The 21,634-nt window shown below is 70.7% G+C and carries 21 protein-coding genes; 13 read left to right on the plus strand and 8 right to left on the minus strand.

Going from position 1 to position 21,634, the window contains the following annotated elements; translation table 11 throughout:
* Positions 1-12 precede the first annotated feature (12 nt).
* Positions 13-753 (plus strand): VOC family protein, encoded by a 741-nt coding sequence (locus tag OIE47_RS21085; RefSeq protein ID WP_326556259.1) that lies wholly within the window; start codon positions 13-15, stop codon positions 751-753.
* Positions 754-763: 10 nt separating this feature from the next.
* Here OIE47_RS21085 and OIE47_RS21090 read toward each other — a convergent pair whose 3' ends face one another.
* The gene (locus OIE47_RS21090; RefSeq protein ID WP_326556260.1) at positions 764-1,627 is read right to left on the minus strand and encodes a hypothetical protein; all 864 of its coding nucleotides are present in this window, start codon (positions 1,625-1,627) and stop codon (positions 764-766) included.
* A 191-nt stretch (positions 1,628-1,818) separates the two neighbouring features.
* Positions 1,819-2,604 carry an enoyl-CoA hydratase family protein gene (locus OIE47_RS21095; protein ID WP_326556261.1) on the minus strand — a complete coding sequence of 262 codons (786 nt, stop codon included), beginning with the start codon at positions 2,602-2,604 and terminating at the stop codon, positions 1,819-1,821.
* Between the two features lie 17 nt (positions 2,605-2,621).
* On the opposite strand from OIE47_RS21095, the gene hemW reads away from it, so the two are divergent.
* Positions 2,622-3,842, plus strand: a complete 1,221-nt coding sequence (hemW, locus tag OIE47_RS21100; RefSeq protein ID WP_326556262.1) for a radical SAM family heme chaperone HemW — start codon at positions 2,622-2,624, stop codon at positions 3,840-3,842.
* A gap of 74 nt (positions 3,843-3,916) precedes the next feature.
* Here hemW and OIE47_RS21105 read toward each other — a convergent pair whose 3' ends face one another.
* Complete coding sequence (locus OIE47_RS21105; protein WP_326556263.1) at positions 3,917-4,594, minus strand: DUF4870 domain-containing protein; 678 nt, start codon at positions 4,592-4,594, stop codon at positions 3,917-3,919.
* Between the two features lie 251 nt (positions 4,595-4,845).
* On the opposite strand from OIE47_RS21105, the gene hrcA reads away from it, so the two are divergent.
* The 3 genes from hrcA to OIE47_RS21120 all read left to right on the plus strand — a co-directional run bounded on the left by hrcA (position 4,846) and on the right by OIE47_RS21120 (position 7,972).
* Positions 4,846-5,868: a heat-inducible transcriptional repressor HrcA gene (hrcA, locus tag OIE47_RS21110; RefSeq protein WP_326556264.1), complete on the plus strand. Its 1,023-nt coding sequence runs from the start codon at positions 4,846-4,848 to the stop codon at positions 5,866-5,868.
* A 100-nt stretch (positions 5,869-5,968) separates the two neighbouring features.
* Complete coding sequence (gene dnaJ, locus OIE47_RS21115) at positions 5,969-7,102, plus strand: molecular chaperone DnaJ (RefSeq protein WP_326563186.1); 1,134 nt, start codon at positions 5,969-5,971, stop codon at positions 7,100-7,102.
* 135 nt (positions 7,103-7,237) lie between these two features.
* Positions 7,238-7,972 (plus strand): 16S rRNA (uracil(1498)-N(3))-methyltransferase, encoded by a 735-nt coding sequence (locus tag OIE47_RS21120; RefSeq protein WP_326556265.1) that lies wholly within the window; start codon positions 7,238-7,240, stop codon positions 7,970-7,972.
* Positions 7,973-7,982: 10 nt separating this feature from the next.
* Here OIE47_RS21120 and OIE47_RS21125 read toward each other — a convergent pair whose 3' ends face one another.
* Together OIE47_RS21125 and OIE47_RS21130 are read right to left on the minus strand one after the other, a co-directional pair.
* On the minus strand, positions 7,983-10,427 hold the full coding sequence (locus tag OIE47_RS21125) for a beta-glucosidase family protein (RefSeq protein WP_326556266.1): 2,445 nt from the start codon (positions 10,425-10,427) through the stop codon (positions 7,983-7,985).
* A gap of 191 nt (positions 10,428-10,618) precedes the next feature.
* On the minus strand, positions 10,619-12,085 hold the full coding sequence (locus tag OIE47_RS21130) for an IS4 family transposase (protein WP_326556267.1): 1,467 nt from the start codon (positions 12,083-12,085) through the stop codon (positions 10,619-10,621).
* A 588-nt stretch (positions 12,086-12,673) separates the two neighbouring features.
* On the opposite strand from OIE47_RS21130, the gene OIE47_RS21135 reads away from it, so the two are divergent.
* Together OIE47_RS21135 and OIE47_RS21140 are read left to right on the plus strand one after the other, a co-directional pair.
* Entirely contained in the window at positions 12,674-12,958 is a 285-nt protein-coding gene (locus tag OIE47_RS21135; protein WP_326556268.1) for a hypothetical protein, read from the plus strand.
* A gap of 107 nt (positions 12,959-13,065) precedes the next feature.
* Positions 13,066-13,224: a hypothetical protein gene (locus OIE47_RS21140; protein WP_326556269.1), complete on the plus strand. Its 159-nt coding sequence runs from the start codon at positions 13,066-13,068 to the stop codon at positions 13,222-13,224.
* A gap of 160 nt (positions 13,225-13,384) precedes the next feature.
* Here the strand turns inward: OIE47_RS21140 and OIE47_RS21145 are convergent, their stop codons facing one another.
* On the minus strand, positions 13,385-14,140 hold the full coding sequence (locus OIE47_RS21145; RefSeq protein WP_442791975.1) for an SDR family NAD(P)-dependent oxidoreductase: 756 nt from the start codon (positions 14,138-14,140) through the stop codon (positions 13,385-13,387).
* 22 nt (positions 14,141-14,162) lie between these two features.
* Here OIE47_RS21145 and OIE47_RS21150 point away from each other — a divergent pair, with 22 nt between their 5' ends.
* A complete protein-coding gene (locus OIE47_RS21150) occupies positions 14,163-14,522 on the plus strand; it encodes a histidine triad nucleotide-binding protein (protein ID WP_442791976.1) in 360 nt (119 codons plus the stop codon).
* A 30-nt stretch (positions 14,523-14,552) separates the two neighbouring features.
* Here the strand turns inward: OIE47_RS21150 and OIE47_RS21155 are convergent, their stop codons facing one another.
* Complete coding sequence (locus OIE47_RS21155) at positions 14,553-15,431, minus strand: alpha/beta fold hydrolase (protein ID WP_326556272.1); 879 nt, start codon at positions 15,429-15,431, stop codon at positions 14,553-14,555.
* A gap of 111 nt (positions 15,432-15,542) precedes the next feature.
* Positions 15,543-16,484, minus strand: coding sequence for a sigma-70 family RNA polymerase sigma factor (locus OIE47_RS21160; RefSeq protein ID WP_326556273.1), 942 nt, complete (start codon positions 16,482-16,484; stop codon positions 15,543-15,545).
* Positions 16,485-16,690: 206 nt separating this feature from the next.
* On the opposite strand from OIE47_RS21160, the gene OIE47_RS21165 reads away from it, so the two are divergent.
* The 5 genes from OIE47_RS21165 (at position 16,691) to OIE47_RS21185 (ending at position 21,632) form a co-directional block, all read left to right on the plus strand.
* On the plus strand, positions 16,691-18,100 hold the full coding sequence (locus OIE47_RS21165; RefSeq protein WP_326556274.1) for a serine hydrolase: 1,410 nt from the start codon (positions 16,691-16,693) through the stop codon (positions 18,098-18,100).
* Positions 18,101-18,248: 148 nt separating this feature from the next.
* Positions 18,249-19,307: a PhoH family protein gene (locus OIE47_RS21170; protein ID WP_326556275.1), complete on the plus strand. Its 1,059-nt coding sequence runs from the start codon at positions 18,249-18,251 to the stop codon at positions 19,305-19,307.
* Positions 19,308-19,340: 33 nt separating this feature from the next.
* Positions 19,341-19,808 carry an rRNA maturation RNase YbeY gene (ybeY, locus tag OIE47_RS21175; RefSeq protein ID WP_326556276.1) on the plus strand — a complete coding sequence of 156 codons (468 nt, stop codon included), beginning with the start codon at positions 19,341-19,343 and terminating at the stop codon, positions 19,806-19,808.
* A complete protein-coding gene (locus OIE47_RS21180) occupies positions 19,808-21,238 on the plus strand; it encodes a hemolysin family protein (protein ID WP_326556277.1) in 1,431 nt (476 codons plus the stop codon). The genes ybeY and OIE47_RS21180 overlap by 1 nt, the downstream gene beginning before the upstream one ends.
* On the plus strand, positions 21,231-21,632 hold the full coding sequence (locus OIE47_RS21185; protein ID WP_326556278.1) for a cytidine deaminase: 402 nt from the start codon (positions 21,231-21,233) through the stop codon (positions 21,630-21,632). Before OIE47_RS21180 ends, OIE47_RS21185 begins: the two co-directional genes overlap by 8 nt.
* Positions 21,633-21,634: the final 2 nt, after the last annotated feature.

Below are 21,634 nucleotides of genomic sequence, written 5' to 3' on the forward strand. Positions count from 1 at the left end.
AAAGGGGCCCGCATGGCGCTACGACCCGTCCAGGTGAACATCAAGGCCCTCGATGACTCGGCGATCGGCCGGTTCTGGGCCGAGGCGCTCGGGTGGAGTGCGTACCGGCCCGGGGTGACCACCTACGTCGGACCCGTCGGTGGCTTCGTCTGGCCGGACCCGGTCGCCGTCGGCATCAACGTCGTTCCCGTTCCGGAACCCGGGACGACAACGAAGAACCGGGTGCACCTCGATCTCGCCACCACCTCCGCCGCCGACCAGGCCGAGTTGGTTGCGCGCCTGGAGGCTCTCGGTGCGACGCCCGCCGACGTGGGCCAGGGCGACGTGCCGTGGACCGTGCTCGCCGACCCGGAGGGCAACGAGTTCTGCGTCCTGGAGCCTCGGGAGGTCTACCGGGACACCGGGCCGATTGCCGCGGTGGTGGTCGACTGCGAGGACCCACAGGCCATGGCCCGGTTCTGGGGTGGGGCGTTGGACTGGACCCTGCACCAGGTGACCGACGACCAGGCGGTGCTGCGCTCCGCGAAGGGCGTCGGCCCGTACCTCGAGTTCCTCCGTCGGTCGGGCGCGAAGGCCGTGCCGGACCGGGTCCATCTCGACCTGCTGCCGTACCCCGGTGACGACAAGGCGGCGGAGGTGGCCCGGCTGCGGACCCTCGGTGCCACCGACCTCGACCTCGGCCAGGGCGACGTTCCGTGGACGTGCCTGGTCGACCCGGAGGGCCACGAGTTCTGCGTCCTCGCCCCGTCCTGAGGCAGGACCGCTATCCCTCGGCGTAGACCTCGGCCACGACCAGCGCCGAGTTGGCCGACCCGTCGGTGATCGGATGCCACGAGCCCTCGTCGGCGGTCCACTGCAGATTCTCGAAACTGACCCGCTTCACCCCGTTGTCGCCGGCGTGCGAGACGAGCCAGTGGGCGTAACGCCAACCGGTCTGGACACTGGCCGCGGGAACCGCGAGGCCGGTCAGCTCGGCCGGCACCGTGGTCTGCAACTTGCCCCAGTCCAGGTTCAGCCCGGTGGTGAGCGCGGTCGCGGCGGCGGCGCCGCGCAGCAGCGGTTCGTCGCCGACGGTGCAGGCGACGGCGCCGGTCGCGTTGCCCAGCAGGGCCCTGGTGAGTACGGCCGACTCGTCGGCCCACTTCTCGTACGCCTCCGGGAACGCCGAGCGCTGCACCCGCTGGGCGGCGTCGGTGACCCGCATCTGTTCCCAGCCCTTGACCTTCTTCAACGCGGCGTAGAACTTGTCCGCGGCGTACCGCGGGTCCCGGATCTTCTCCGGGGTGCCCCAACCCTGGCTCGGGCGTTGTTGGAACAGCCCGACCGAGTCACGGTCCCCGCCGGCCAGGTTCTCCAACCTGGACTCCTGGAACGCGGTGGCGAGGGCGACGACCACTGCCTGCTCCGGCATCTTGCGTTTGGCGCCGATCGCGGCGATGGTCGCGGCGTTCGCCATCTGCTCCGGGTTCAGGTTGACCCGGCCGTCGGCCTCGACGGTGCAGCCGCGCACCGCCGACGGCAGCGGCAGCTTGCCGACGATTTCGCGCGAGCCCAGGTAGACCCCGAATGCGGCAACCGCCGCGAGCGCCACGCCAGCCGCCACCATCGCTTGAGTCCGCACCCGCACCCCTTGCTCGTTCGTCGGCCGACCCCGTCTGTGCCGGTCCGCCGGCCCGTCGTGGGCCGGGGATGATCGGCGAACAGGGCCTAGCGTACGTCCCGACTCCGTACTCTCGGCCAGCCTTGTTTTCCCGGTAATCCTGTGCTCATCGGTCCTTCACCGGTTCCGTACCGGCGCCTGACATCGCGCGTTGCTGCTCAGGCCCCGGGTACCCAACGAGCGGGCCGTTTCTCGCGGAACGCGAGGATTCCCTCCCGTCCCTCCTCGGAGAGGAAGTACCGGGTCGACAGGGCACCGAGTTCGGCGAGTTCGGCCCGCAGGTCCGTGGCGGCCGGTCGACGCAGCAGCTCCTTGGTCCCGGCCAGGGCGCCGGGTGCCCCCCGGACCAGCGCCGCACAGTACGCGGCCACGGTCTCGTCCAGCGCGTCCGCCGGCACCGCCCGGCTGACCAGCCCGATCCGCTCGGCCCGGTCCCCGTCGAAGGTCTCACCGGTCAGGTAGAGCTCGGCGGCGGCCCGGGGCTGCAACCGGGGCAGAACGGTCGCGGAGATCACGGCCGGGATCACCCCGATCCGTACCTCGGTGAAGGCGAAGGTCGCCTCGGACGTACAGACGGCGATGTCGGCGGCGGCGATCAGACCCAGCCCACCCGCGCGGGCCGGCCCGCCCACCCGGGCGACGACCGGTTTCGGGCACTCCCGCACCGCGGCGAGTACGTCGCCGAGCTTGCCGGCCGGCACCGCGCCGGTGCTGAACGCCGCCGCGGTCTCCTTCAGGTCGGCACCGGAGCAGAACACCGGCCCGGTGTGTGACAGGACCACCGCGCGTACTGTGTCGTCTGTCACAGCGTCGTCCAGTGCGGCGAGGAGCTGGGTCATCAGCGGTGTGGAGAGCGCGTTGCGGTTGTGCGGGCTGTCCAGCGTGAGCGTGGTCACCCCGGGTGCGGTCGACACCCGGACGAGCGTGTCGGGGGCTGCGGTCATGCCGGCACACTAGTCGCATGCCCGGCGTCCTCCCCGAAGGTGAACCCGTACCCGCTGACGGTTCGCTGCCCCGTACCGCCCTGACCGCCGTCGGCGACAGGGGGTTCGGGGTCTACGTGCACGTGCCCTTCTGCGCCAGCCGGTGCGGATACTGCGACTTCAACACGTACACCGCCACCGAACTCGGTGGTGGCGGCCGGGACGGGTACGCCGATTCGGTGCTGGCCGAGCTGGCGTTGGCCGGGCGGGTGCTGGGCGAGGCCCCGCCGCGCCGGGTGGACACCGTATTCGTCGGCGGCGGCACCCCGACCCTGCTGCCCGCCGACGAGCTGGCCCGGATCCTGGAGGGGATCGACCGGACCTGGGGGCTGGCCGCCGACGCGGAGGTCACCACCGAGGCCAACCCGGAGTCGGTGACCCCGGAGTCGCTCAAGACGCTGCGGGCCGCCGGTTACACCCGGATCTCCCTGGGCATGCAGTCCGCCGCCGCCGGGGTGCTCGCCCTGCTCGACCGCAGGCACACCCCCGGTCGGGCGGTCCAGGCCGCCCTGGAGGCGCGTGACGCCGGCTTCGACCACGTGAACCTGGACCTGATCTACGGGACGCCGGGCGAGACCGCCGACGACTTCGCCGCGTCGCTGGCGGCGGTCACCGAGGCGGGGGTGGACCACGTCAGCGCGTACGCCCTGATCGTGGAGGACGGCACCCGGCTGGCCGGTCGGATGCGGCGCGGCGAGCTGCCGTACCCCAGTGACGACGTGGCGGCGGACCGCTACCTGGCCGCGGAGGCCGCCCTCGGCGCGGCGGGTTTCTCCTGGTACGAGGTTTCCAACTGGGCCCGCACCGCCGACGCCCGGTGTCGGCACAACCTGCTCTACTGGACCGGCGGGGACTGGTGGGGCCTCGGGCCGGGGGCGCACAGCCACGTCGGCGGCGTGCGCTGGTGGAACGTCAAACACCCCACCGCGTACGCGTCCCGCCTGGCCGCCGGTGAGTCTCCCGGCCACGCCCGGGAACTGCTCACCGGGGACGATCAGCACGTGGAGGACGTGATGCTGCGGCTGCGCCTGGACTCGGGACTGCCGTTGGCCGGGCTCGACGACGCCGGTCGGGTCGGCGCGGAACGGGCCCTGGCAGACGGTCTGCTGAGCCGTCCCGAGTACGCGGCCGGACGAGCGGTGCTGACCCTGCGGGGCCGGCTGCTCGCCGACGCCGTGGTACGCGACCTGCTGCCCTGACCCCCGGTCGGGCGGGCGCTGGCTCGGGCCGGTCCGGACCGCCCCGAGCCAGCGGATCATGCTCGCCCGATGGCTTACTTCACCAGGCGGTACGTCATCGGGTACTGGTAGAGGGTGCCCTCGTTCGCCCGGAGGCCGCCGATCACCGAGAACACGATGATCACGATCCAGACGATGAGGGGGAGCAGGCCGAGGGTGCAGATCCCGAGGATGACCGCGATCAGCATGACGATCGCCCAGGTGATCTGGAAGTTCAGCGCCTCGACCGCGTGTGCCCGTACGGTCGGCGACCTGTCACCCTTGGCGAGCAGCGCGATCAGCGGGGCGACGAAGCCGACGGCGATGCCACCGAAGTGCGCGATCAGGGCCCAGGTCTTCTCGTCGCTGTTCGCGTAACCGGTCGGAGCCGGGCCGCCCGGATAGCCGCCGCCCGGGGGGTAGCCGCCAGGGTTGTAACCGGGGGTGTAGCCACCGGGCGGCGGGTAGCCACCGCCGGCGGGCGGCGGGTAGCCACCCGGCGGGGGATAGCCACCCGGCGGGGGGTAGCCGCCGGGCGGGGGGTAGCCGCCGGCCGGCGGGGGTGCGCTCGGCGCGCCGTACTGCGGGGCGGCCGGGGGCGGCCCGTAACCGGGCGGGGGCGCCTCGTCCGGACTCGAGTACGAGCCCGGCGACGTGAACGGAGTAGTCGGCGGTTCCGGCGGCGGGTAACCGCCGGGGCCGCCCTCTCCGGGAGGGCGGGGTGGTTCAGTCATGGGGTCACGGTAGGGGTATCGATCAAACGACGCCAACTACCACGAGTGACTTCACTGGACAATTGCCGACTGAAGCTGTTATGCCGACAGGGGGTCGGTTACCGTCCACCAGATCACTCAAGATCTCCGGCCGGGCTCGCGATTGATCATCGCAACCGGTCGGGCCCACGTCGTAGACTGGCACTCGTTACAGTCGAGTGCCAGACTGGTGGGCCGGGTGCTCGCACCGACCCGGTCGCAGGGAGGTGAGGATGGGTCTCGACGACCGCAAGCTCGACGTGCTGCGCGCGATCGTGGAGGACTACGTTTCCACCCAGGAGCCGGTCGGCAGCAAGGCCCTGGTCGAGCGGCACCAACTGGGCGTATCACCGGCCACCGTCCGTAACGACATGGCCGTGCTCGAAGAAGAGGGCTACATCCGGCAGCCGCACACCAGTGCCGGCCGGGTGCCCACCGACCGCGGTTACCGACTGTTCGTCGACCGCCTCTCCCGGGTCAAGCCGCTCACCCCGGCCGAGCGCCGGGCCATCGAACGTTTCCTGGTCGGCGCCGTCGACCTCGACGACGTGGTGCACCGTACGGTCCGGCTGCTCGCCCAGCTCACCCGGCAGGTCGCCGTGGTGCAGTACCCGAGCCTGGCCCGTTCGTCCGTGCGCCACCTGGAACTGGTGCCGATCTCCACCACCCGGCTCATGTTCGTCATGATCGCCGACACCGGTCGGGTCGAACAGCGCCTGGTCGAGATGCCCGCGCCGCTGCTCGCCGACGACGTGACCGACCTGCGCCGGCTGATCAACGAGAAGCTCGTCGGCAGCCGGCTCTCCGACACCCCGCCGCTGGTCCAGGCACTGGTCGACGAGGTCACACCCGACCTGCGTCCGGCCATGGCGACGCTGGCGACCGTCCTGCTGGAAACCCTCGTCGAGCGACACGAGGAACGGATCGCCCTCGCCGGGACCGCCAACCTGACCCGAGGCGGGCTGCTCGACTTCCAGGGCTCGCTGCGACCGATTCTGGAGGCGCTGGAGGAGGAGGTCATCCTGCTCAAGCTCTTCGGCGAGGTCGAACCCAGTACGCTCCGAATTCGGATCGGCGACGAAAATGAGATCGACAACCTGCGCGCCACCTCGGTGGTGAGCACCGGGTACGGCACCGGCAGCAACATCCTCGGCGGGCTCGGGGTGCTCGGGCCGACCCGGATGGACTACCCCGGCACCATCGCGACCGTACGCGCCGTCGCCCGATACGTGGGCGACCTACTGGCACAGAACTGACGGGCAACGGTGCAGCGGGCGGCACCGGTACGGAACTGATCAACAAGCTGACCTGACGACACCGGCGGACGGCACGACTGACATGGGGACACGGAACACAGTGGCCAAGGACTACTACGGGATTCTCGGCGTCAGCCGGGAGGCCTCCGACGACGAGATCAAGCGCGCCTACCGAAAGCTGGCGCGGCAGTTCCATCCGGACGTCAATCCGGATCCGGAGGCGCACGAGAAGTTCAAGGACATCAACGCCGCCTACGAGGTCCTCTCCGACGACCAGAAACGGCAGATCGTCGACCTCGGCGGGGACCCGTTGGCCCCCGGCGGTGGCGGCGGTGGCGCCGGACCCGGCGGTGCCGGCCCGTTCGTCGGCTTCCAGGACATCATGGACGCGTTCTTCGGTGCCGCGGGCGGCAGCCGGGGGCCCCGTCCACGTACGCGTCCGGGTGCCGACGCCATCCTGCGTCTCGAACTCGACCTGAACGAGACGGCGTTCGGCGTCGAGGCGCCGATCACCGTCGACACCGCCGTACTCTGCACCACCTGCGCCGGTGCGGGCACCGCCGCCGGCACCCACCTCGCCACCTGCGAGGCGTGCGGTGGGCGGGGCGAGGTCCAGTCGGTCCAGCGGACGTTCCTCGGCCAGGTCGTCTCGTCCCGGCCGTGCACCGTCTGCCAGGGCTACGGCACCGTCATCCCGCACCCCTGCCCGACCTGCGCCGGTGACGGGCGGGTCCGTACCCGCCGGTCGCTGACCGTCAAGATCCCGGCCGGGGTCGAGGACGGCATGCGGATCCGGCTCGCCCAGCAGGGTGAGGTCGGCCCCGGCGGCGGCACCGCCGGTGACCTGTACGTCGAGATCCACGAACGCGTCCACGACGTCTACTCCCGCAAGGGCGACGACCTGCACTGCCGGGTCACCGTGCCGATGACGGCGGCGGCGCTGGGCACCCGGCTCACCATCAAGACGCTGGACAGCGACGAACCCGTCGACGTCAAGCCGGGCACCCAACCGGGCAGCACGCTGCGGCTGCGCGCCCGTGGCGTACCGCACCTGCGCGGCACCGGACGGGGTGACCTCTTCGTCCACCTGGACGTCCGTACGCCGACCAAGCTCGACGCCGATCAGGAGCGCATGCTCCGCGACTTCGCCAAGACCAGAGGGGAGGAGGTCGCCGAGCTGAGCAAACAGGGCGGCTTCTTCTCCCGCATGCGAGACGCCTTCAACGGCCACTGACCCGCGCCGGGGCCCGTGGTTCGCGCACTTGTAGAGAAAGAGTGGCTATTCCTTCGGGGGTAGCCACTCTTTCTCTACAAGAGGGGCCATAGCGGGGGCGGTGAGCGGGGTGGGGTGGGCGGTTAGCCTGGGGGCGTGTCGGTGCCGTTGTTTTTGGTGGAAGCCCTGCCTGTGGGGGAGTCGTTCACGCTCGGTGGGGCGGAGGGGCATCACGCGGCCACCGTGCAGCGGTTGCGGGTCGGCGAGGAGTTGCTGCTCGCCGACGGGAAGGGCGGCACGGCCGCCGCGTCGGTGACCGCCGTCGGCCGGGGCACCCTGGAGCTTCGGGTGGCCTCTTTCGCGTACGCCGACGCGCCCGACCCGCGACTCGTGGTGGTCCAGGGGATCGCCAAGGGAGACCGGGGCGAGTTGGCCGTGCAGGCGATGACCGAGGTCGGGGTGGACGAGATCGTGCCCTGGGCGGCGTCCCGTTCGGTGGTGCAGTGGCGCGGCGAGCGGGGCGGCCGGGCCAGGGAGAAGTGGGTGGCGACCGCGCGGGAGGCGGCCAAGCAGGCCCGCCGCCCGTGGTTGCCGGTGGTGGCCGGAGCACCGGACGAGTCGACCGGGCGGGTGGTGGACCGGATCACCGGGGCGGCGGCCGGTTTTGTGCTGCACGAGGAGGCGACGGTCGGTCTCTCCGCTGTCGACCTGCCGTCGACCGGGGAGATCGTGCTGGTCGTGGGGCCGGAGGGTGGCATCACCCCGGCCGAGGTGGCGGCGTTCGAGTCCGCCGGTGCGCGGACGGTACGACTCGGTCCGGCGGTGTTGCGTACGTCGACCGCAGGGGTGGCGGCACTCGCCGTCCTGTCGGCCCGACTGGGGCGCTGGTAACGGGTACGGCCTACCCGGTGACGTCGACCGTGGCGGTCAGGCGTACGTCGGCGACGCCCCGGGCCGCCTCCACGGTGTAGCGACCGGGAACGGTGGACCACTGACCGGCCCAGATCTGGGTCGTACGGGCGGCCAGCGGCACCCGTACGGTGATCGTCTCGTCGGGTGCGGCGGTGACCGTGGCGAAGCCGGCGAGTTGCCGGGTCGGGCGCTCCGGGTCGGGGTCGGACGGGCCGACGTAGACCTGCACCACCTCACGCCCGGTACGCGTCCCGCTGTTGCGCACCGTCACCACCGCGACCAGGCCATCACCGCTGGAGTCGGGTTCGACGGTCAGCGACTCGTACGACCAGGTGGTGTAGCCGAGGCCGTGGCCGAACGGGAACAGCGGGTCGGCCCGCCACCCCCGGTAGCCGACGAACACGCCCTCGTCGTAGTCGAGTTTGCCGTCGACCGGGGTGGTGGAGAGCACCGGTACGTCGTCGGCGTGCCGGGGCCAGGTGGTCGGCAGTCGCCCACCCGGTTCGGCCCCGCCGAGCAGTACGTCGGCGAGCGCGGCGCCGGCCTCCTGCCCGGGGAACCAGGTGAGCAGGATCGCCGCCACCTCGTCGGCCCACGGCATCAGGACCGGTGAGCCGGCGTTGACCACGACGACCGTACGCGGATTGGCCGCCGCGACCCTGGTCACGAGTTCGTCCTGGCGGCCGGGCAGGGCCAGGGTGGTCCGGTCGAAGCCTTCCGACTCGACCTGCTCGGTGGTGCCGACCACCACGACCGCGACGTCCGCCTCGGCGGCGGCGCGGGCCGCCGCGTCGAGCAGTTCGTCGGCGTCGGCGGTCGGTTCGGCGTGACCGAGGGCGAACTGCACGAAACCGGCCATCCCCTCGACCACCTGCAGGGTGAGGGTCACCTCGACCGGTTCGCCTTCGCGCATGGTGGTCGGGAAACGCCGTTCGACCGGGGCGAAGAACGTGACCGTGGGGTCCTGGTCCTCGTCGAAGACCGGCCCGTCGAAGATCGCGGTGCCGGCGACGGTGAGGTTGAACATCCCGAACCCGTCGATCGAGAGCTGGTGCTCGCCCCCGGTCCGTGGGGTGTGGCGGGCGGTCAGTTCCACCGACGCCAGGTCGGCCGGGTCGACCCCGTCGGGCAGGCCGCCCATCCACCGGACGATCGCGGTGCCGAGTTCGGCCCGGTAGAGCACCTCGCCGCCGGCTCCGCGCAGGGTCGCGGTGATCGGGGACCACTGTGCGCCGGTGGCCGCCGGGAGCTTCGGCCGGGGATCGGCGCCGATCGTGTACGTGACCTCGGCGCCCGGCAGCGCGGCGGTCAGCCCGGCCAGCGGGGAGACGATCCGCTCCGGGACGACCTGGGCGCTGCCACCGCCGAGGATCCGGGCGTCGGTGGCGAGCGCACCGGAGACCGCGACCCGGCGCAGCGTGGTCCGGTCCAGCGGCAGCACCGCCCCCTCGTTGCGGGCGAGCACGAACGAGCGGGTCGCGATGTGACGCGCCACGTCCGGTCCGTGCAGCGGCGCCGGCCGGTCGGCCGGTTCCACCGCCGGGGGTACGCCGTCGAGCAGGCCCACCCGCGCGGCGAGGCGCAGGACCCGCCGTACCTTGTCGTCGATCACGTCCTGGGCGACCCGGCCGGCGCGTACGGCGGCGACCAGCTCCGGTCCCCACGGGTCACCGTGTGCGGGCATCACCACGTCGAGCCCGCCGTTGGCGGTGCCCACCGCGGACCGGGCGGCGGTCCAGTCGGAGACGATGAACCCGTCGAAGCCCCAGCGTTCTTTCAGGAGCCCGTGTTGGAGTTCGGCGTGCTCGGTCATCGTGGAGCCGTTGACCCCGTTGTACGCGGCCATCACGCCCCACGCCCCGGCGGCCACGATCCGCTCGAACGGGGCAAGGTACAGCTCGTGCAGGGCCCGTTCCGACACCCGTACGTCAACGGTGAACCGGTCGGTTTCGGAGTCGTTGGCGACGAAGTGCTTGACCGTGGTGCCGACGCCCTGGTCCTGCACCCCGGTCACGTACCCGGCGCCGATCTCGCCGGTGAGCAGCGGATCCTCGGAGTAGCACTCGAAGTGCCGGCCACCGAGCGGGCTGCGGTGCAGGTTGACCGTCGGCGCCAACAGCACGTGTACGCCCTTGCGTCGCGCCTCCTGCCCGAGCAGCCGACCGGCTTCCCTGGCCAACTCCGGGTCCCAGGTGGCGGCGAGCGCGGTCGGGCTCGGCAGCGCCACCGACGGATCGTCCGGCGCCCACCCGATCCCGCGTACGCCGATCGGCCCGTCGGACATCACCAGCGAACGCAACCCGATCTCCGGGAGCGCGGGCAGGGTCCACCAGTCCTGACCGGACAGCAGCCGTACCTTCGCCTCCAGATCGAGCACGCCCAACGCCCGCTCGATCGCCGCCTCGGTCACCGAAGTTGTCGCCGCTGCCGTCATCGCGCCGCCCCCTGAAGGTCGATTCCGATCGATCCTGCCAGCGATCGACCATCCCCGCACGCCGTCTGCGTTGACGTCGGGTGGGCTGGGGGAAAGCACTGCCGGGGCTGCCTCGGTGGCGGCATTGCTCGTCCGGAGAAATCAACGCCTTCATCTCGTACATCGTCTTTGATGTACGCACACAATGCCGCTTAGTTAAGGCGTTGGTTGGTGATTTTGGTGGTGGTTTGGCTGGGTGTGATGGTGATGTGGTGGTGGGTGTGGGTGGGTGGTCGGGGTTGGTGGCGGGGTTTTGTGGGGTAGGGGGTGGCGGTTGGTCGTCGTTGGCGGGGGTAGGTGCGGTGGCGTCTGGTGAGTGGTGGTTCGTTGAGGATGTCGGTGATGGTGTGGTTGCGGGTGTGGTGGGTGGGGGGTTGGTGGAGGGCGGTGCGGGCGGTGCGGAGGGTGAGGGTGAAGGAGATGTGGTCGGGGTCGTGGTTGGCGGTGGTGGCGGCTTCGGTGCGGAGGTGGCAGAGGGCTTGGTAGGTGATGAGGAGTGCGTAGATCTCTTGGGTGATGCCGGTGGGTGTGTGTGAGCGGAGGGTGGTGTTGGTGCCGATGAGGCGGGGTTTGAGGAAGCTGTAGTGGGTTTCTGATTCCCAGCGTTGTTGGTAGAGGGTGGCGAGTTGTTGCGCGGGGGCGTGGTGGTGGTCGAGCAGGGTGGTGAGTAGCCGGTATTCGTCGGTTCGGGTGTCTTGGCCGGTGGTGGTGGTGATGGTGAATTCCACGACGCGGATTTGGTGGCCGTGGCGTGGTGGTTGGGGTGCGCGGCCGCGGGCGCGGGCGCCGTTGAGGCGGGCGGTCTCGCGTCTGGTGGGGAGTGTGGCGAGGAATGAGCCGTCGGGTAGGTGGGTGGTGGGGACGAGTTGGAGGTTCTTCTTCGCTCGCCAGATGAGGTCGGCGCCGGTGGCGGTGGCGTGTGACCACAGGTCGTGACTGGTGAAGTTCCGGTCGGCGAGGAGGAGCATGCCGGGGGTGAGTGAGGCGAGGAGCCGCCGGGCGAGGGCGGGTTCGCTGGAGGTGACGACTCCGTCGAAGGCGGCGTCGATGATGCTGTGGGTGCCGCAGTCGATGAGTGTCATGAGTCGGATCAGTGGGGTGCTGCCGAGCCGGCGTAGGTAGCTGTCCACTTGTTTTTTGGTGGGTTTGCGGGCTTGGCCGTGGTAGCCGAATTCGGTGGCGTTGGCGGGGGTGTCCGGGGCGGGGAGGGTGGTGGCGTCCCATGCGACGAGACGTCGACCGAAGGCGTAGGTCGAGCCGGTTGTGGGGGTGTTGGTGGAGTCACGGACCCGGTCGAAGAGCAGGTGGAAGGGCTTGACGCCGAGTCGCTGCCGGGCCTGGGTCAACGCTGAGCTCGACGCGATCACGCATCCCTGACACAGGCCCCGCCACCGTAGGACCAGGATCCGTAGGACGGCCCGGTATCCCGGTGGGCGGTAGCCGTCGGCGGCGCTGAACAGTGTTAACGCGAGTACGAAGTAGATCACCACCCGGGCGGGTAGGACCCGGCGTCGTTGTTCCCGGCAGCCGGTGGTCTCGATGACCTCGTCGACCAGGTCGGGTGGGACGGTACTGGTCAACACCCCGAGATCGATGTGATCGCGGGCTGGGCCACTCATCGCGGGCATGGCAAACTGAACCGACAACGGAACTCCCGGGACAGACGGTCTTTCTTGGTCGATCGACAGTCATACCGGTAGTTCCGTTGTTCCATGTTCCGCCACGCCGCCGTGACCATCCGGCGTCACCCGACCACCCACCGCCCTAACTGAGCGGCATTGTGTACGCACATCAAAAACGATGTACGAGATCGACGCTCAGTTACTCGTCTACTGGCGGTCGGTTTGCCTTGAGCCAGGCTTGGATGTCCGCTCGGGCCCAGATTCGACCCATCTTCAGAGTCAAGACCGGGTCAGGGAAGCCCTTCCGATTGACAAGGATCGCGGCGCGCTGCTTCGAGATACCACCGAGCAGCTCGCGTATCTCATCCAAGCCAACGAGGTCCAGATCCACGAACCTGACGCTAGAGAACGCAGCAGGTGACTACTGTCAATCGGGACGGTACTCACCCTAGGGGTTGACGGTAGCGATTGACTGTGTTCGCATAGATGGATGACCATCCTCAGGTCCCTGACGTCCCTCTTCTGTCCCCGACCCCGCCGGATCCGTGGGCACGAGTTGGTCCGTGACGTGAAGGGGGCGCACCGATGAGCGCCCGGCCCCTGGTGCAGCCCGGCGACGAGGTGAGAGTGGGAAGCGGCGGGTACCTGATCGGCACGATGGGGAATTTCGAGGTCTCGCCGCACGGGTTCATCGGTACGGTGGTCAGCCTTCCCAACGGCGTGACCCCCATTAGGGGAAACTGGATCGCCCTGGTCGCCACCGACTCCCGTACAGGTGGGGATGTGTCCCTCGCGGTGCAGGACCATTACCTGCCGGGGTTCGTCCCGAGGTTGGACGGCCTGCCGGACATGGCAGACCCGAGATGGTGACGGGGCCGATGCATATCGCTGGCCGACCGCACTGGGGCTGTACGGCGTGTGGTCAGCCTTGGCCCTGCGAGGCGGCACGTACAGAGTTGCTGGCGGGATATCACGGGATGCCGCTGTCGCTGAGCCTGTTCCTGGCGTCGCTGTACCTGGACTGCCTGAACGACCTCTACAAGTTGAACCCGAACCCGGACGACTCGGTTCCGGAACCGTCCGAGGTGTTCACCCGGTTCTACGGATGGACGGTGCCGAGGCGGGGGGCGGATTAGTGGAGGACATCGCGCAGGTCTGCATCCGGTGCAAGAACCGCGAAGCGGCCGGTGTCCTGCACGAGTGCATCGACCAGCCGGACACCCGCCCGTACCGGGACTGGCGGTGCCAGTGTCCCTGTCCCCGCCAGCCCCCGACCGGAAGGCTCAGGGCACTTCCTTAACGCAGGTACGAGGCGCCGTTGAGGTCGATGATGGTGCCGGAGGCCCATTCCGCAGCCGGTGAGGCCAGCCAGTGGACGGCGGCGGCGATCTCCTCGGGGCGGGCGACCCGGTTGAACGGGCTCTGTGCCCGCATCGCCTCGTTGCGGGGGACCTTGATGTGTTCGTTGGTCAGGTCGGGCTCCACGAAGCCGGGCGCGACGGCGGCGACCGCGATGCCGTACGGGGCCAGTGCCACCGCGAGCGACTGGCTGAGCGAGTTCAGCGCGGCCTTGCTGGCGCCGTACGCGGGGTGGTTCGGCTCGCCCCGGAAGGCGCCCCGGGAGGAGACGTTGACGATCCGGCCGCCGCCCCGTGCCCGTAGGTGCTGGACCGCGCACCAGGTGACGTTGGCCGCCCCGACCAGGTTCAGGTCGATGGTCTGTCGCCAGTGCTGCTGCCACTGCTCGTACGTGGTCTCGGTGATCGGGTGCGGGGTGGACTGCCCGGCGTTGTTGACCAGCACGTCGAGCCCGCCGAGCCGGGCAGCGGCGTCGTCGACCATCCGGCGTACGGCTTCGGGGTTGGTCAGGTCGGCCTGGACCACGACGTGGGCGGTGCCGGGCAGCGCCGCCGCGAGTTGTTCGGCCAGTTCGGCGGACTCCCGGTGGTGGATCGCCACCCGGTCCCCGCCCTCGGCGAACGCGGTCGCCACCGCCCGTCCGACTCCCCGGGAGGCCCCGGTCACCAGTACCGCTCGTCCTGTCACGCCCATCATCATCCCCCGGAGGCATACCATGCCGTGGGTGGAGACTGACTGCTTGTTCTGCCGGATCGTGGCCGGCGAGATCCCGGCGACCGTGGTCCGGGAGACCGACACGATGCTCGCCTTCCGCGACATCTCGCCGAAGGCGCCGGTGCACATCCTGGTGATCCCGAAGGAGCATTTCGTGGATGTGGCGACGCTGGCCCAGGCCGACCCGGAGTTGGCGGGCGCGCTGCTGGAGACGGCGGCGACCGTGGCCGAGCAGGAGGGGCTGACCCTGGACGGCTTCCGGTTGATCTTCAACACCGGGCAGTGGGGCGGCCAGGAGGTCTTCCACGCCCACGCGCACCTGCTCGGCGGCGCCCCACTCGGCCCGATGCTGGCCGGCTGACCGCCGGCCGGGGCAACCGGCCCCTGTGGGTCAGCCGACGAATTCCACGATGGCTCGGGTGAACTCCTCGGGCTGTTCGAGGTGGCCGAAGTGGCCGCTGTCGGTGAGCAGGACGTGCCGGGAGCCGGGGATGCCGTCGTGCAGCATGGTGGCCCACCGCGTACCGCAGATGAAGTCGTGCTCACCGACGATGACCAGGGACGGTGCGGTGATCGAGCCGAGCTGGTCGCGTACGTCGAACGGGGTTGGTTCCTCACCGAGCTGCGGGCCGAGCCAGCCGCGTACGGCGGCGCGCATCGGTGCGTACTCGCTCTCGCGGCCCCAGTAGTCAGCGAAGTAGACCGGCAGGATCCGCTGCAACTTGGTGCTGACCCAGTTGTCGTCCGGCTCGGCCGGCGTCTCCTGGAACGCCACGGCGACGTCCGCCGCCTCCGGACGGTCGGGGTGCCGCTCGACGTAACGCTGGACACCCGCCATCGCCTCGGCCCAGAACCCGGCGCCGGTGACCGGCGAGGTGTCGTACAGGATGAGGCCGGCGACCCGGTCGGGGTGGTCCAGGGCGTAGCGCTGGATCACGAACCCGCCGTGCGAGTGCCCGAGCAGGAGCACCCGTTCCTGGTCGAGGTGTTCGACCACCCCGTGCAGGAACCGGGAGTAGGTGTCGAGACGGTAGTCGCGGGGGTCGGCGAGCTGACCCGACGCCCCGGTGCCGACCGGCTCCAGGTAGACCATGGTCAAATGCTCTTCGAGCGTGGGCATCCGCAGGTACGCCCATTCGATCCCCGGGCCGCCGGAGTGCACGATGCAGACCGGTCCGGTGCCGGCGACGTGGTAGACCTGCCGTACGCCGTCGATGTCGATCTCGTGCGTGCCGGCGGTGAGGGCGCCGGCGGTGGTGGTGGAACCCATCGGATGATCTCTCCCCGAACTGTGGCCTGTCGAAGGCGATCCTGAGCTGTCGCCTACGAGATGCCGCAGCGGCGGAAAAGTTCGATCGGCCGGGGAAGGTGTTCCGGCGGGTCAGGCGGCGGCCAGTGCCGGCCGGGGGTGGAACAGGCGCATCCGGGCGGTGCGTCCCTCGCGCAGGGTGTGCAGCCAGACCGCGCCGGGTGGGCAGTGGGTCGGGTCGTCCGGAGGGCTGATCAGGTCCGCCTCCCAGATCATCACGTCGCCGCTGGCCGCGACGTTGGTGATCCGCTGCCGTACGCCCGCGGAGAGGTCACGGTCCATCGCCCGGACGGCGAACTCGCGACCGCCGGCCACCTGACCGTCCGGGGCGACGAACTGGGCGTCGGGTGTCCAGTGTTCCCGTACGAAGTCGGAGAACTCACCCCGGCCGGCGGTCACCAGCGCCTCCTCCGCCTCGCGTCGGCGGGCGGCGGTCAGCGCGGCGGCGTCGTCGTGGGCCAGGCTCGCCGTTTCGTGCAGGGCGGTGGCGAGCTTGCTCCTGGCCTGGCTCAACCGGCTGCGTACGGTCCCGACCGGGATCCCGCACAGGGCGGCGATCTGGTCGTACGACGATACGTCGCTGAAATACCTCAACATGGTCACCAGGCGGACAGGCTCCGACAACTGTCCCATCGCGTGCCAGACCCAGTCCCGCATCGACCGGCCCTCCAGCAGGTCCTCCGGGGTGGGATCGGCGGCCGGCAGGGCGAGCGCCTCCAGATCGGCCACCGGGACCGTACGCGAGCGGCGCAGCCGCATCCGGGCACCGTTGCGTACGACCGCCCGCAGCCACGGGCCGACCGCCGACGGGTCGCGGAGTTCCCCGATCCGGCTCAGCGCGACCAGGACGGCGTCCTGCACCACGTCCTCGGCGTCCGGTCCGTAACCGAGCAGGCTCAACGCCACCGCCTGCATGCCCGCCTGGTGCCGCGACACCAGTAGACCGAGCGCGGTCGGATCGCCGGACTGGGCGGCCCGTACCAGGTCGGCATCGGACTCCGGGGTGGAAACCACACCTGTCTCCTTCTCTCGCACACCTCTTCCGGGACTGGATGCGGGAGCCGGCCGGAAAGTTCGACGGAGGGGCGAAATTGACTGTGGGTGATCGTCTTGCCGGTTCCACGCTACCCGGAGTAGATAACGCCTGGCTGGTGTGGTCCCGGCCGGTCCGCCGATATCATCAGCGTGATCTTGACGGCGGCGGCGGAGGGTTGGCTTCGATGACCGAGGTGGGCCGGCGACTGACGCGGATGACCCGGCAGGTCCAGGCGGAGGAGCGGGTGCCGGCGCTCTCGGTGGCACTGCACCGGGCCGACCGCCCGCTCTGGACCCTGGCGGTCGGCGGGACCGGCAACAACGCCCCGCTCGGTCCGCAGACCCCGTTCCGGATCGGCTCGGTGACCAAGACCTTCACCGCCGTACTGGTGATGCAGGCCCGCGACGAGGGCCTGCTCGACCTGGACGACCCCATCGGGACCCACCTCGACCTGCCCGCGCACGGCGAGCTGACCGTACGCCGGTTGCTCTCGCACACCGCCGGGCTGCAACGCGAGCCGTACGGCGACGTCTGGGACACCCTGCGCGCGCCCGCCGTGGACGAACTCCTCGCCGAGCTGGACCGGGCCGAGCGGGTGCTGCCGCCGGCCCGCCGCTACCACTACTCCAACCTCGGGCTGGCCCTGCTCGGCCACGCGGTCGCCCGGCTGCGCGGCGGCACCTGGGCCGAGGTGCTGGCCGACCGGGTGCTGAACCCGCTCGGCCTGTCCGCGACCACGCTCGTCCCGGCACCGACCGCCGCGACCGGATTCCTGGTCGACACCTACTCCGACCACGCCCACCCGGAGCCGCCCACCGACTTCGGCGCGGTCGCCCCGGCCGCACAGCTCTGGAGCACCGCACCGGACATGGCCCGGTGGGGCGCCTTCCTGGCCGACCCCGCCGGGGTCGACCCGGCGGGAGCGGTGCTGCGGCCCGACACCCTGGACGAGATGCGCTGGCCGCTCACGGTCACCGACCAGACGCTCTGGCACCGCACCTTCGGGCTCGGGCTGATCATGGTCCCGCAGCCGGACCCGGTGACCGGGCAGGCGCGGCGGGTGGTGCACGTCGGGCACGACGGCGCCATGCCCGGCTTCCTGGCCGCCGTCTACGGCCGCCGGGGCGGACCCGGTACGCCGGGCGCGATGGGTGCCGCGGTGCTCGCCTCGTCCGGTACGGCCAGCGCGATCCTGGACCTGCCGCACCGCCTCCTCGACGCCGCCGTCGCCGACGACCCGGCCGAGATCGTCGCCTGGGCGCCCGGCGAGCCCGCTCCCGAGCGTTACCGGGGCATGCTCGGCCGCTGGTGGGGCGAGGGGTACGAGTACGTCTTCGGCTGGCACGACGGAACCCTCCAGGCCCGGGGTGCCGACGCCCCGGCCGGGTGGCCCCCGTCGATCTTCGTCCCGCTGCCGGACCGGCCGGACGTGCTGCGTACGGTCTCGGGGCGGGAGACGGGTGAACTGCTCCGGCTGACCAGGGACGATCGGGGCACGGTGGTACGAATGCACTGGGCGACGTACCGGTTCACCCGGTCCCAGGAGACCTTCGACGGCTTCGACTTCCGGGCCGTCACCGAACGTCAGCCGTGATGTCGACAGGTGTGGCGCCAGGTGGGGAAATGGGCGGCGCCCTGTCGGCGTTGAGCAGATACGATGGGAAAGTCGTCCGTACGCTGCGCCATCAGGGCGTGGCCATGAGATCGAGAGCAGGTGGCGTGGGGCCCGCCGGGCCCGACCTATGACCGGTACCCCACCTCCCGGCCAGGCCCGGGTGCAGACCAGGATCACCGTTCCTGACTCGCAGATCATGGTTAACCTGCTCGGGCCCGGAGACGAGGTTCTCCGCCTGGTCGAGCGCTCGATCAACAGCGACGTACACGTACGGGGCAACGAGATCACCATCACCGGTGCCCCGGCCGACAACGCGCTCGCCGAGCGGCTCTTCACCGAGCTGCTCGAGCTGATCGAGAAGGGCGAGACCCTGACCGTCGACGCCGTCCGGCGTACCGTCGGCATGCTCGAACAGGGCACCGCCGAGCGCCCCGCCGAGGTGCTGACCCTCAACATCCTGTCCCGGCGCGGGCGGACCATCCGCCCCAAGACGCTCGGGCAGAAGCGCTACGTCGACTCGATCGACGGGCACACCATCGTCTTCGGCATCGGCCCCGCCGGTACCGGCAAGACCTACCTCGCCATGGCAAAGGCCGTCCAGGCACTCCAGGCCAAGCAGGTCAACCGGATCATCCTGACCCGGCCGGCGGTCGAGGCGGGGGAGCGGCTGGGGTTCCTGCCCGGCACCCTCTTCGAGAAGATCGACCCGTACCTGCGCCCGCTCTACGACGCGCTGCACGACATGCTCGACCCGGACTCGATCCCGAAGCTGATGCAGGCCGGGACGATCGAGGTCGCGCCGCTGGCGTACATGCGGGGTCGTACGCTCAACGACGCGTTCATCATCCTGGACGAGGCGCAGAACACCACGCCCGAGCAGATGAAGATGTTCCTCACCCGACTCGGGTTCGGTTCCCGGATCGTGGTGACCGGTGACATCACCCAGGTCGACCTGCCCGGCGGCACCACCAGCGGCCTGCGGGTCGTCCGCGACATCCTGGCGAACGTGGAGGATGTCCACTTCGCCCAGCTCGCCAGCTCGGACGTCGTACGTCACCGACTGGTCGGCGACATCGTCGACGCCTACGCCCGGTGGGACGCCGAGCGGGAGGCGAAGCAGGCCCAGGGCGTGCACGCCGTGCCCGGAACTACCGCACAGGGTGGCCGCGCCAGCCGGCGCCGCTAGACCAGCAGCCCAAGAGAGCAGCAGGGGAACAAGTTGTCCATCGAGATCGCCAACGAGTCGGGCGCCGAGGTCGATACCGACGCGGTGCTCGCCGTCGCCCGCTACGCCCTGGACGAGATGGGGGTCAACCCCCTCGCCGAGCTGTCGGTGCTGCTCGTCGACATCGAGTACATGGCGGAGCTGAACCACCGTTGGATGGGCGGGGACGGTCCGACCGACGTACTCGCCTTCCCGATGGACGAGGGCAGCGTCGACCACGGCCCCGGCGAGGTCAGCGGCGGTGAGCCGGCGTTGCTCGGCGACATCGTCCTCTGCCCCGAGGTGGCGGCCAAGCAGGCGGCCACCGCCGGCCACTCGGCCGCCGACGAGCTGCACCTGCTCACCGTGCACGGGGTGTTGCACCTGCTCGGTTACGACCATGCGGAGCCGGAGGAGGAGCGCGAGATGTTCGCACTGCAGGCCAAGCTCCTCTCCGGTTGGCGAGCAGCGCGGGCCCAGTGATGCCGGACCACTTAGCCGCCGCCGGCGCCACCGCCGCCGGCCTGCCCGATCTGCAACTCCTGTTCTTCGGTGCCGCCCTGGTGGTGCTCGCCGGGCTCTTCGCGATGACCGAGGCCGCGCTCGCGGCGGTCTCCCCGGCCCGTGCCGGTGAGCTGGCCCGCGACGGGGCACGCGGCGCGCGTACGCTCCAGATCGTCGCCGCCGACGCGGTCCGGCACCTGAACCTGTTGCTGTTGCTGCGACTGCTCTGCGAACTGACCGCGACCACCCTGGTCGCCCTCGTCGCGGTCGACACCTTCGGTGCCGGTTGGCGGGCGGCACTGGTCACCGCCGGTGCGATGACCGTGGTCAGCTTCGTGGTCGTCGGCGTCGCGCCGCGCACCATCGGCCGGCAGCACGCGTACGCGGTCGGCCGGGCGAGCGCGCCGCTGGTGCGGTGGCTGGGCCGGGCCCTGAACCCGCTCGCCTCGCTGCTGATCCTGATCGGCAACGCGGTCACCCCCGGTCGGGGGTTCCGCGAGGGTCCGTTCGCGACCCAGGTGGAGCTGCGCGAGCTGGTCGACCTGGCCGAGCAGCGGGGCGTGGTCGAGCACGGCGAACGGCAGATGATCCACTCGGTCTTCGCCCTCGGTGACACCATCGCCCGCGAGGTGATGGTCCCGCGTACCGAGATGGTGTGGATCGAGGCGCACAAGAAGCCGCCGCAGGCGATGCTGCTGTTCCTGCGCTCCGGTTTCTCCCGGATCCCGGTGATCGGGGAGAGCGTCGACGACGTCCTCGGTGTCCTCTACCTCAAGGACCTGATCCGGCGCACCCAGGGCGGCGACCCGGCCGCCGAGGAGGTCCCGGTCTCCGAGCTGATGCGCGAGGCGACCTTCGTACCGGAGTCCAAGCCGGTGGACGACCTGCTCTCCGAGATGCAGGCCGCCCGTACCCACCTGGTGATCGTCGTGGACGAGTACGGCGGCACCGGCGGCCTGGTCACCATCGAGGACATCCTCGAGGAGATCGTCGGCGAGATAACCGACGAGTACGACGTGGAACGCCCGCCGGTGCAACGCCTCGACGGCGGCGACGTACGGGTCACCGCCCGGCTCCCGGTCGAGGACCTCGGTGAGATCTTCGACGTGGAACTTCCCGCCGACGAGGTCGAGACCGTCGGCGGCCTGCTCGCCCAGGCCCTCGGTCGGGTGCCCATCCCGGGTGCCGCCGCCGAACTCGGTGGCCTGCGACTCATCGCCGAGGGCACCACCGGGCGGCGCAACCGGATCGACTCGGTGCTGGTCAGCCGGCTCGCCACCGGCGACAAGGACGACCCGGCGAACCGGAGCGACGGCGGCGACCGCGAGTCCCGCCGGAACCCCGAACAGAGCAAGTCCCAGAAGCAGAAACAAGACCGATCCGAGGAGAGGCAACCCGCTGATGCCTGAGTCGTACGCCGTATCCGCCGCCGCACCGGCCGGGCCGATCGGCTCCGCCGACGTGTCCGCCGAGTTGAGCGCCGAGGACGCCAAGCTGGTCGTCCTGGCCCGGGGCGCCCGCGCCCGGATCGGCGCGGTGGAAGGAGCGGCCGTACGCGACCAGGACGGCAGGACGTACGCCGCGGCCAGCGTCAGCCTGCCCTCGCTGACCATCACCGCCCTCCAGTTGGCGGTCGCCTCCGCGGCTGCCGCCGGTGCCAGCCGGCTGGAGGCCGCCGCGGTTGTCACCGAGGCGTCGACCCTCGACGGTGCCGGACACGCCGCCGTACGCGACCTGGCCGCCGAGGCGCCGATCCACGTCGCCGCCCCGAACGGCACCCTGCTCGGCACGGTGCTCGCGTGAGC

It is taken from the genome of Micromonospora sp. NBC_01796 (assembly GCF_035917455.1).
GTDB lineage: Bacteria > Actinomycetota > Actinomycetes > Mycobacteriales > Micromonosporaceae > Micromonospora_G.

Coding starts and splice junctions, on each gene's coding strand:
- OIE47_RS21105 (WP_326556263.1), bottom strand. CDS start 4,594: ATGACTGAACCACCCCGCCCTCCCGGAGAGGGCGGCCCCGGCGGTTAC.
- OIE47_RS21165 (WP_326556274.1), top strand. CDS start 16,691: ATGACCGAGGTGGGCCGGCGACTGACGCGGATGACCCGGCAGGTCCAG.
- OIE47_RS21095 (WP_326556261.1), bottom strand. CDS start 2,604: ATGACCGCAGCCCCCGACACGCTCGTCCGGGTGTCGACCGCACCCGGG.
- OIE47_RS21145 (WP_442791975.1), bottom strand. CDS start 14,140: ATGGGCGTGACAGGACGAGCGGTACTGGTGACCGGGGCCTCCCGGGGA.
- OIE47_RS21155 (WP_326556272.1), bottom strand. CDS start 15,431: ATGGGTTCCACCACCACCGCCGGCGCCCTCACCGCCGGCACGCACGAG.
- OIE47_RS21180 (WP_326556277.1), top strand. CDS start 19,808: ATGCCGGACCACTTAGCCGCCGCCGGCGCCACCGCCGCCGGCCTGCCC.
- OIE47_RS21135 (WP_326556268.1), top strand. CDS start 12,674: ATGAGCGCCCGGCCCCTGGTGCAGCCCGGCGACGAGGTGAGAGTGGGA.
- OIE47_RS21125 (WP_326556266.1), bottom strand. CDS start 10,427: ATGACGGCAGCGGCGACAACTTCGGTGACCGAGGCGGCGATCGAGCGG.
- OIE47_RS21150 (WP_442791976.1), top strand. CDS start 14,163: ATGCCGTGGGTGGAGACTGACTGCTTGTTCTGCCGGATCGTGGCCGGC.
- OIE47_RS21170 (WP_326556275.1), top strand. CDS start 18,249: ATGACCGGTACCCCACCTCCCGGCCAGGCCCGGGTGCAGACCAGGATC.
- OIE47_RS21130 (WP_326556267.1), bottom strand. CDS start 12,085: ATGAGTGGCCCAGCCCGCGATCACATCGATCTCGGGGTGTTGACCAGT.
- OIE47_RS21185 (WP_326556278.1), top strand. CDS start 21,231: ATGCCTGAGTCGTACGCCGTATCCGCCGCCGCACCGGCCGGGCCGATC.
- hrcA (WP_326556264.1), top strand. CDS start 4,846: ATGGGTCTCGACGACCGCAAGCTCGACGTGCTGCGCGCGATCGTGGAG.
- OIE47_RS21085 (WP_326556259.1), top strand. CDS start 13: ATGGCGCTACGACCCGTCCAGGTGAACATCAAGGCCCTCGATGACTCG.
- OIE47_RS21140 (WP_326556269.1), top strand. CDS start 13,066: ATGCCGCTGTCGCTGAGCCTGTTCCTGGCGTCGCTGTACCTGGACTGC.
- hemW (WP_326556262.1), top strand. CDS start 2,622: ATGCCCGGCGTCCTCCCCGAAGGTGAACCCGTACCCGCTGACGGTTCG.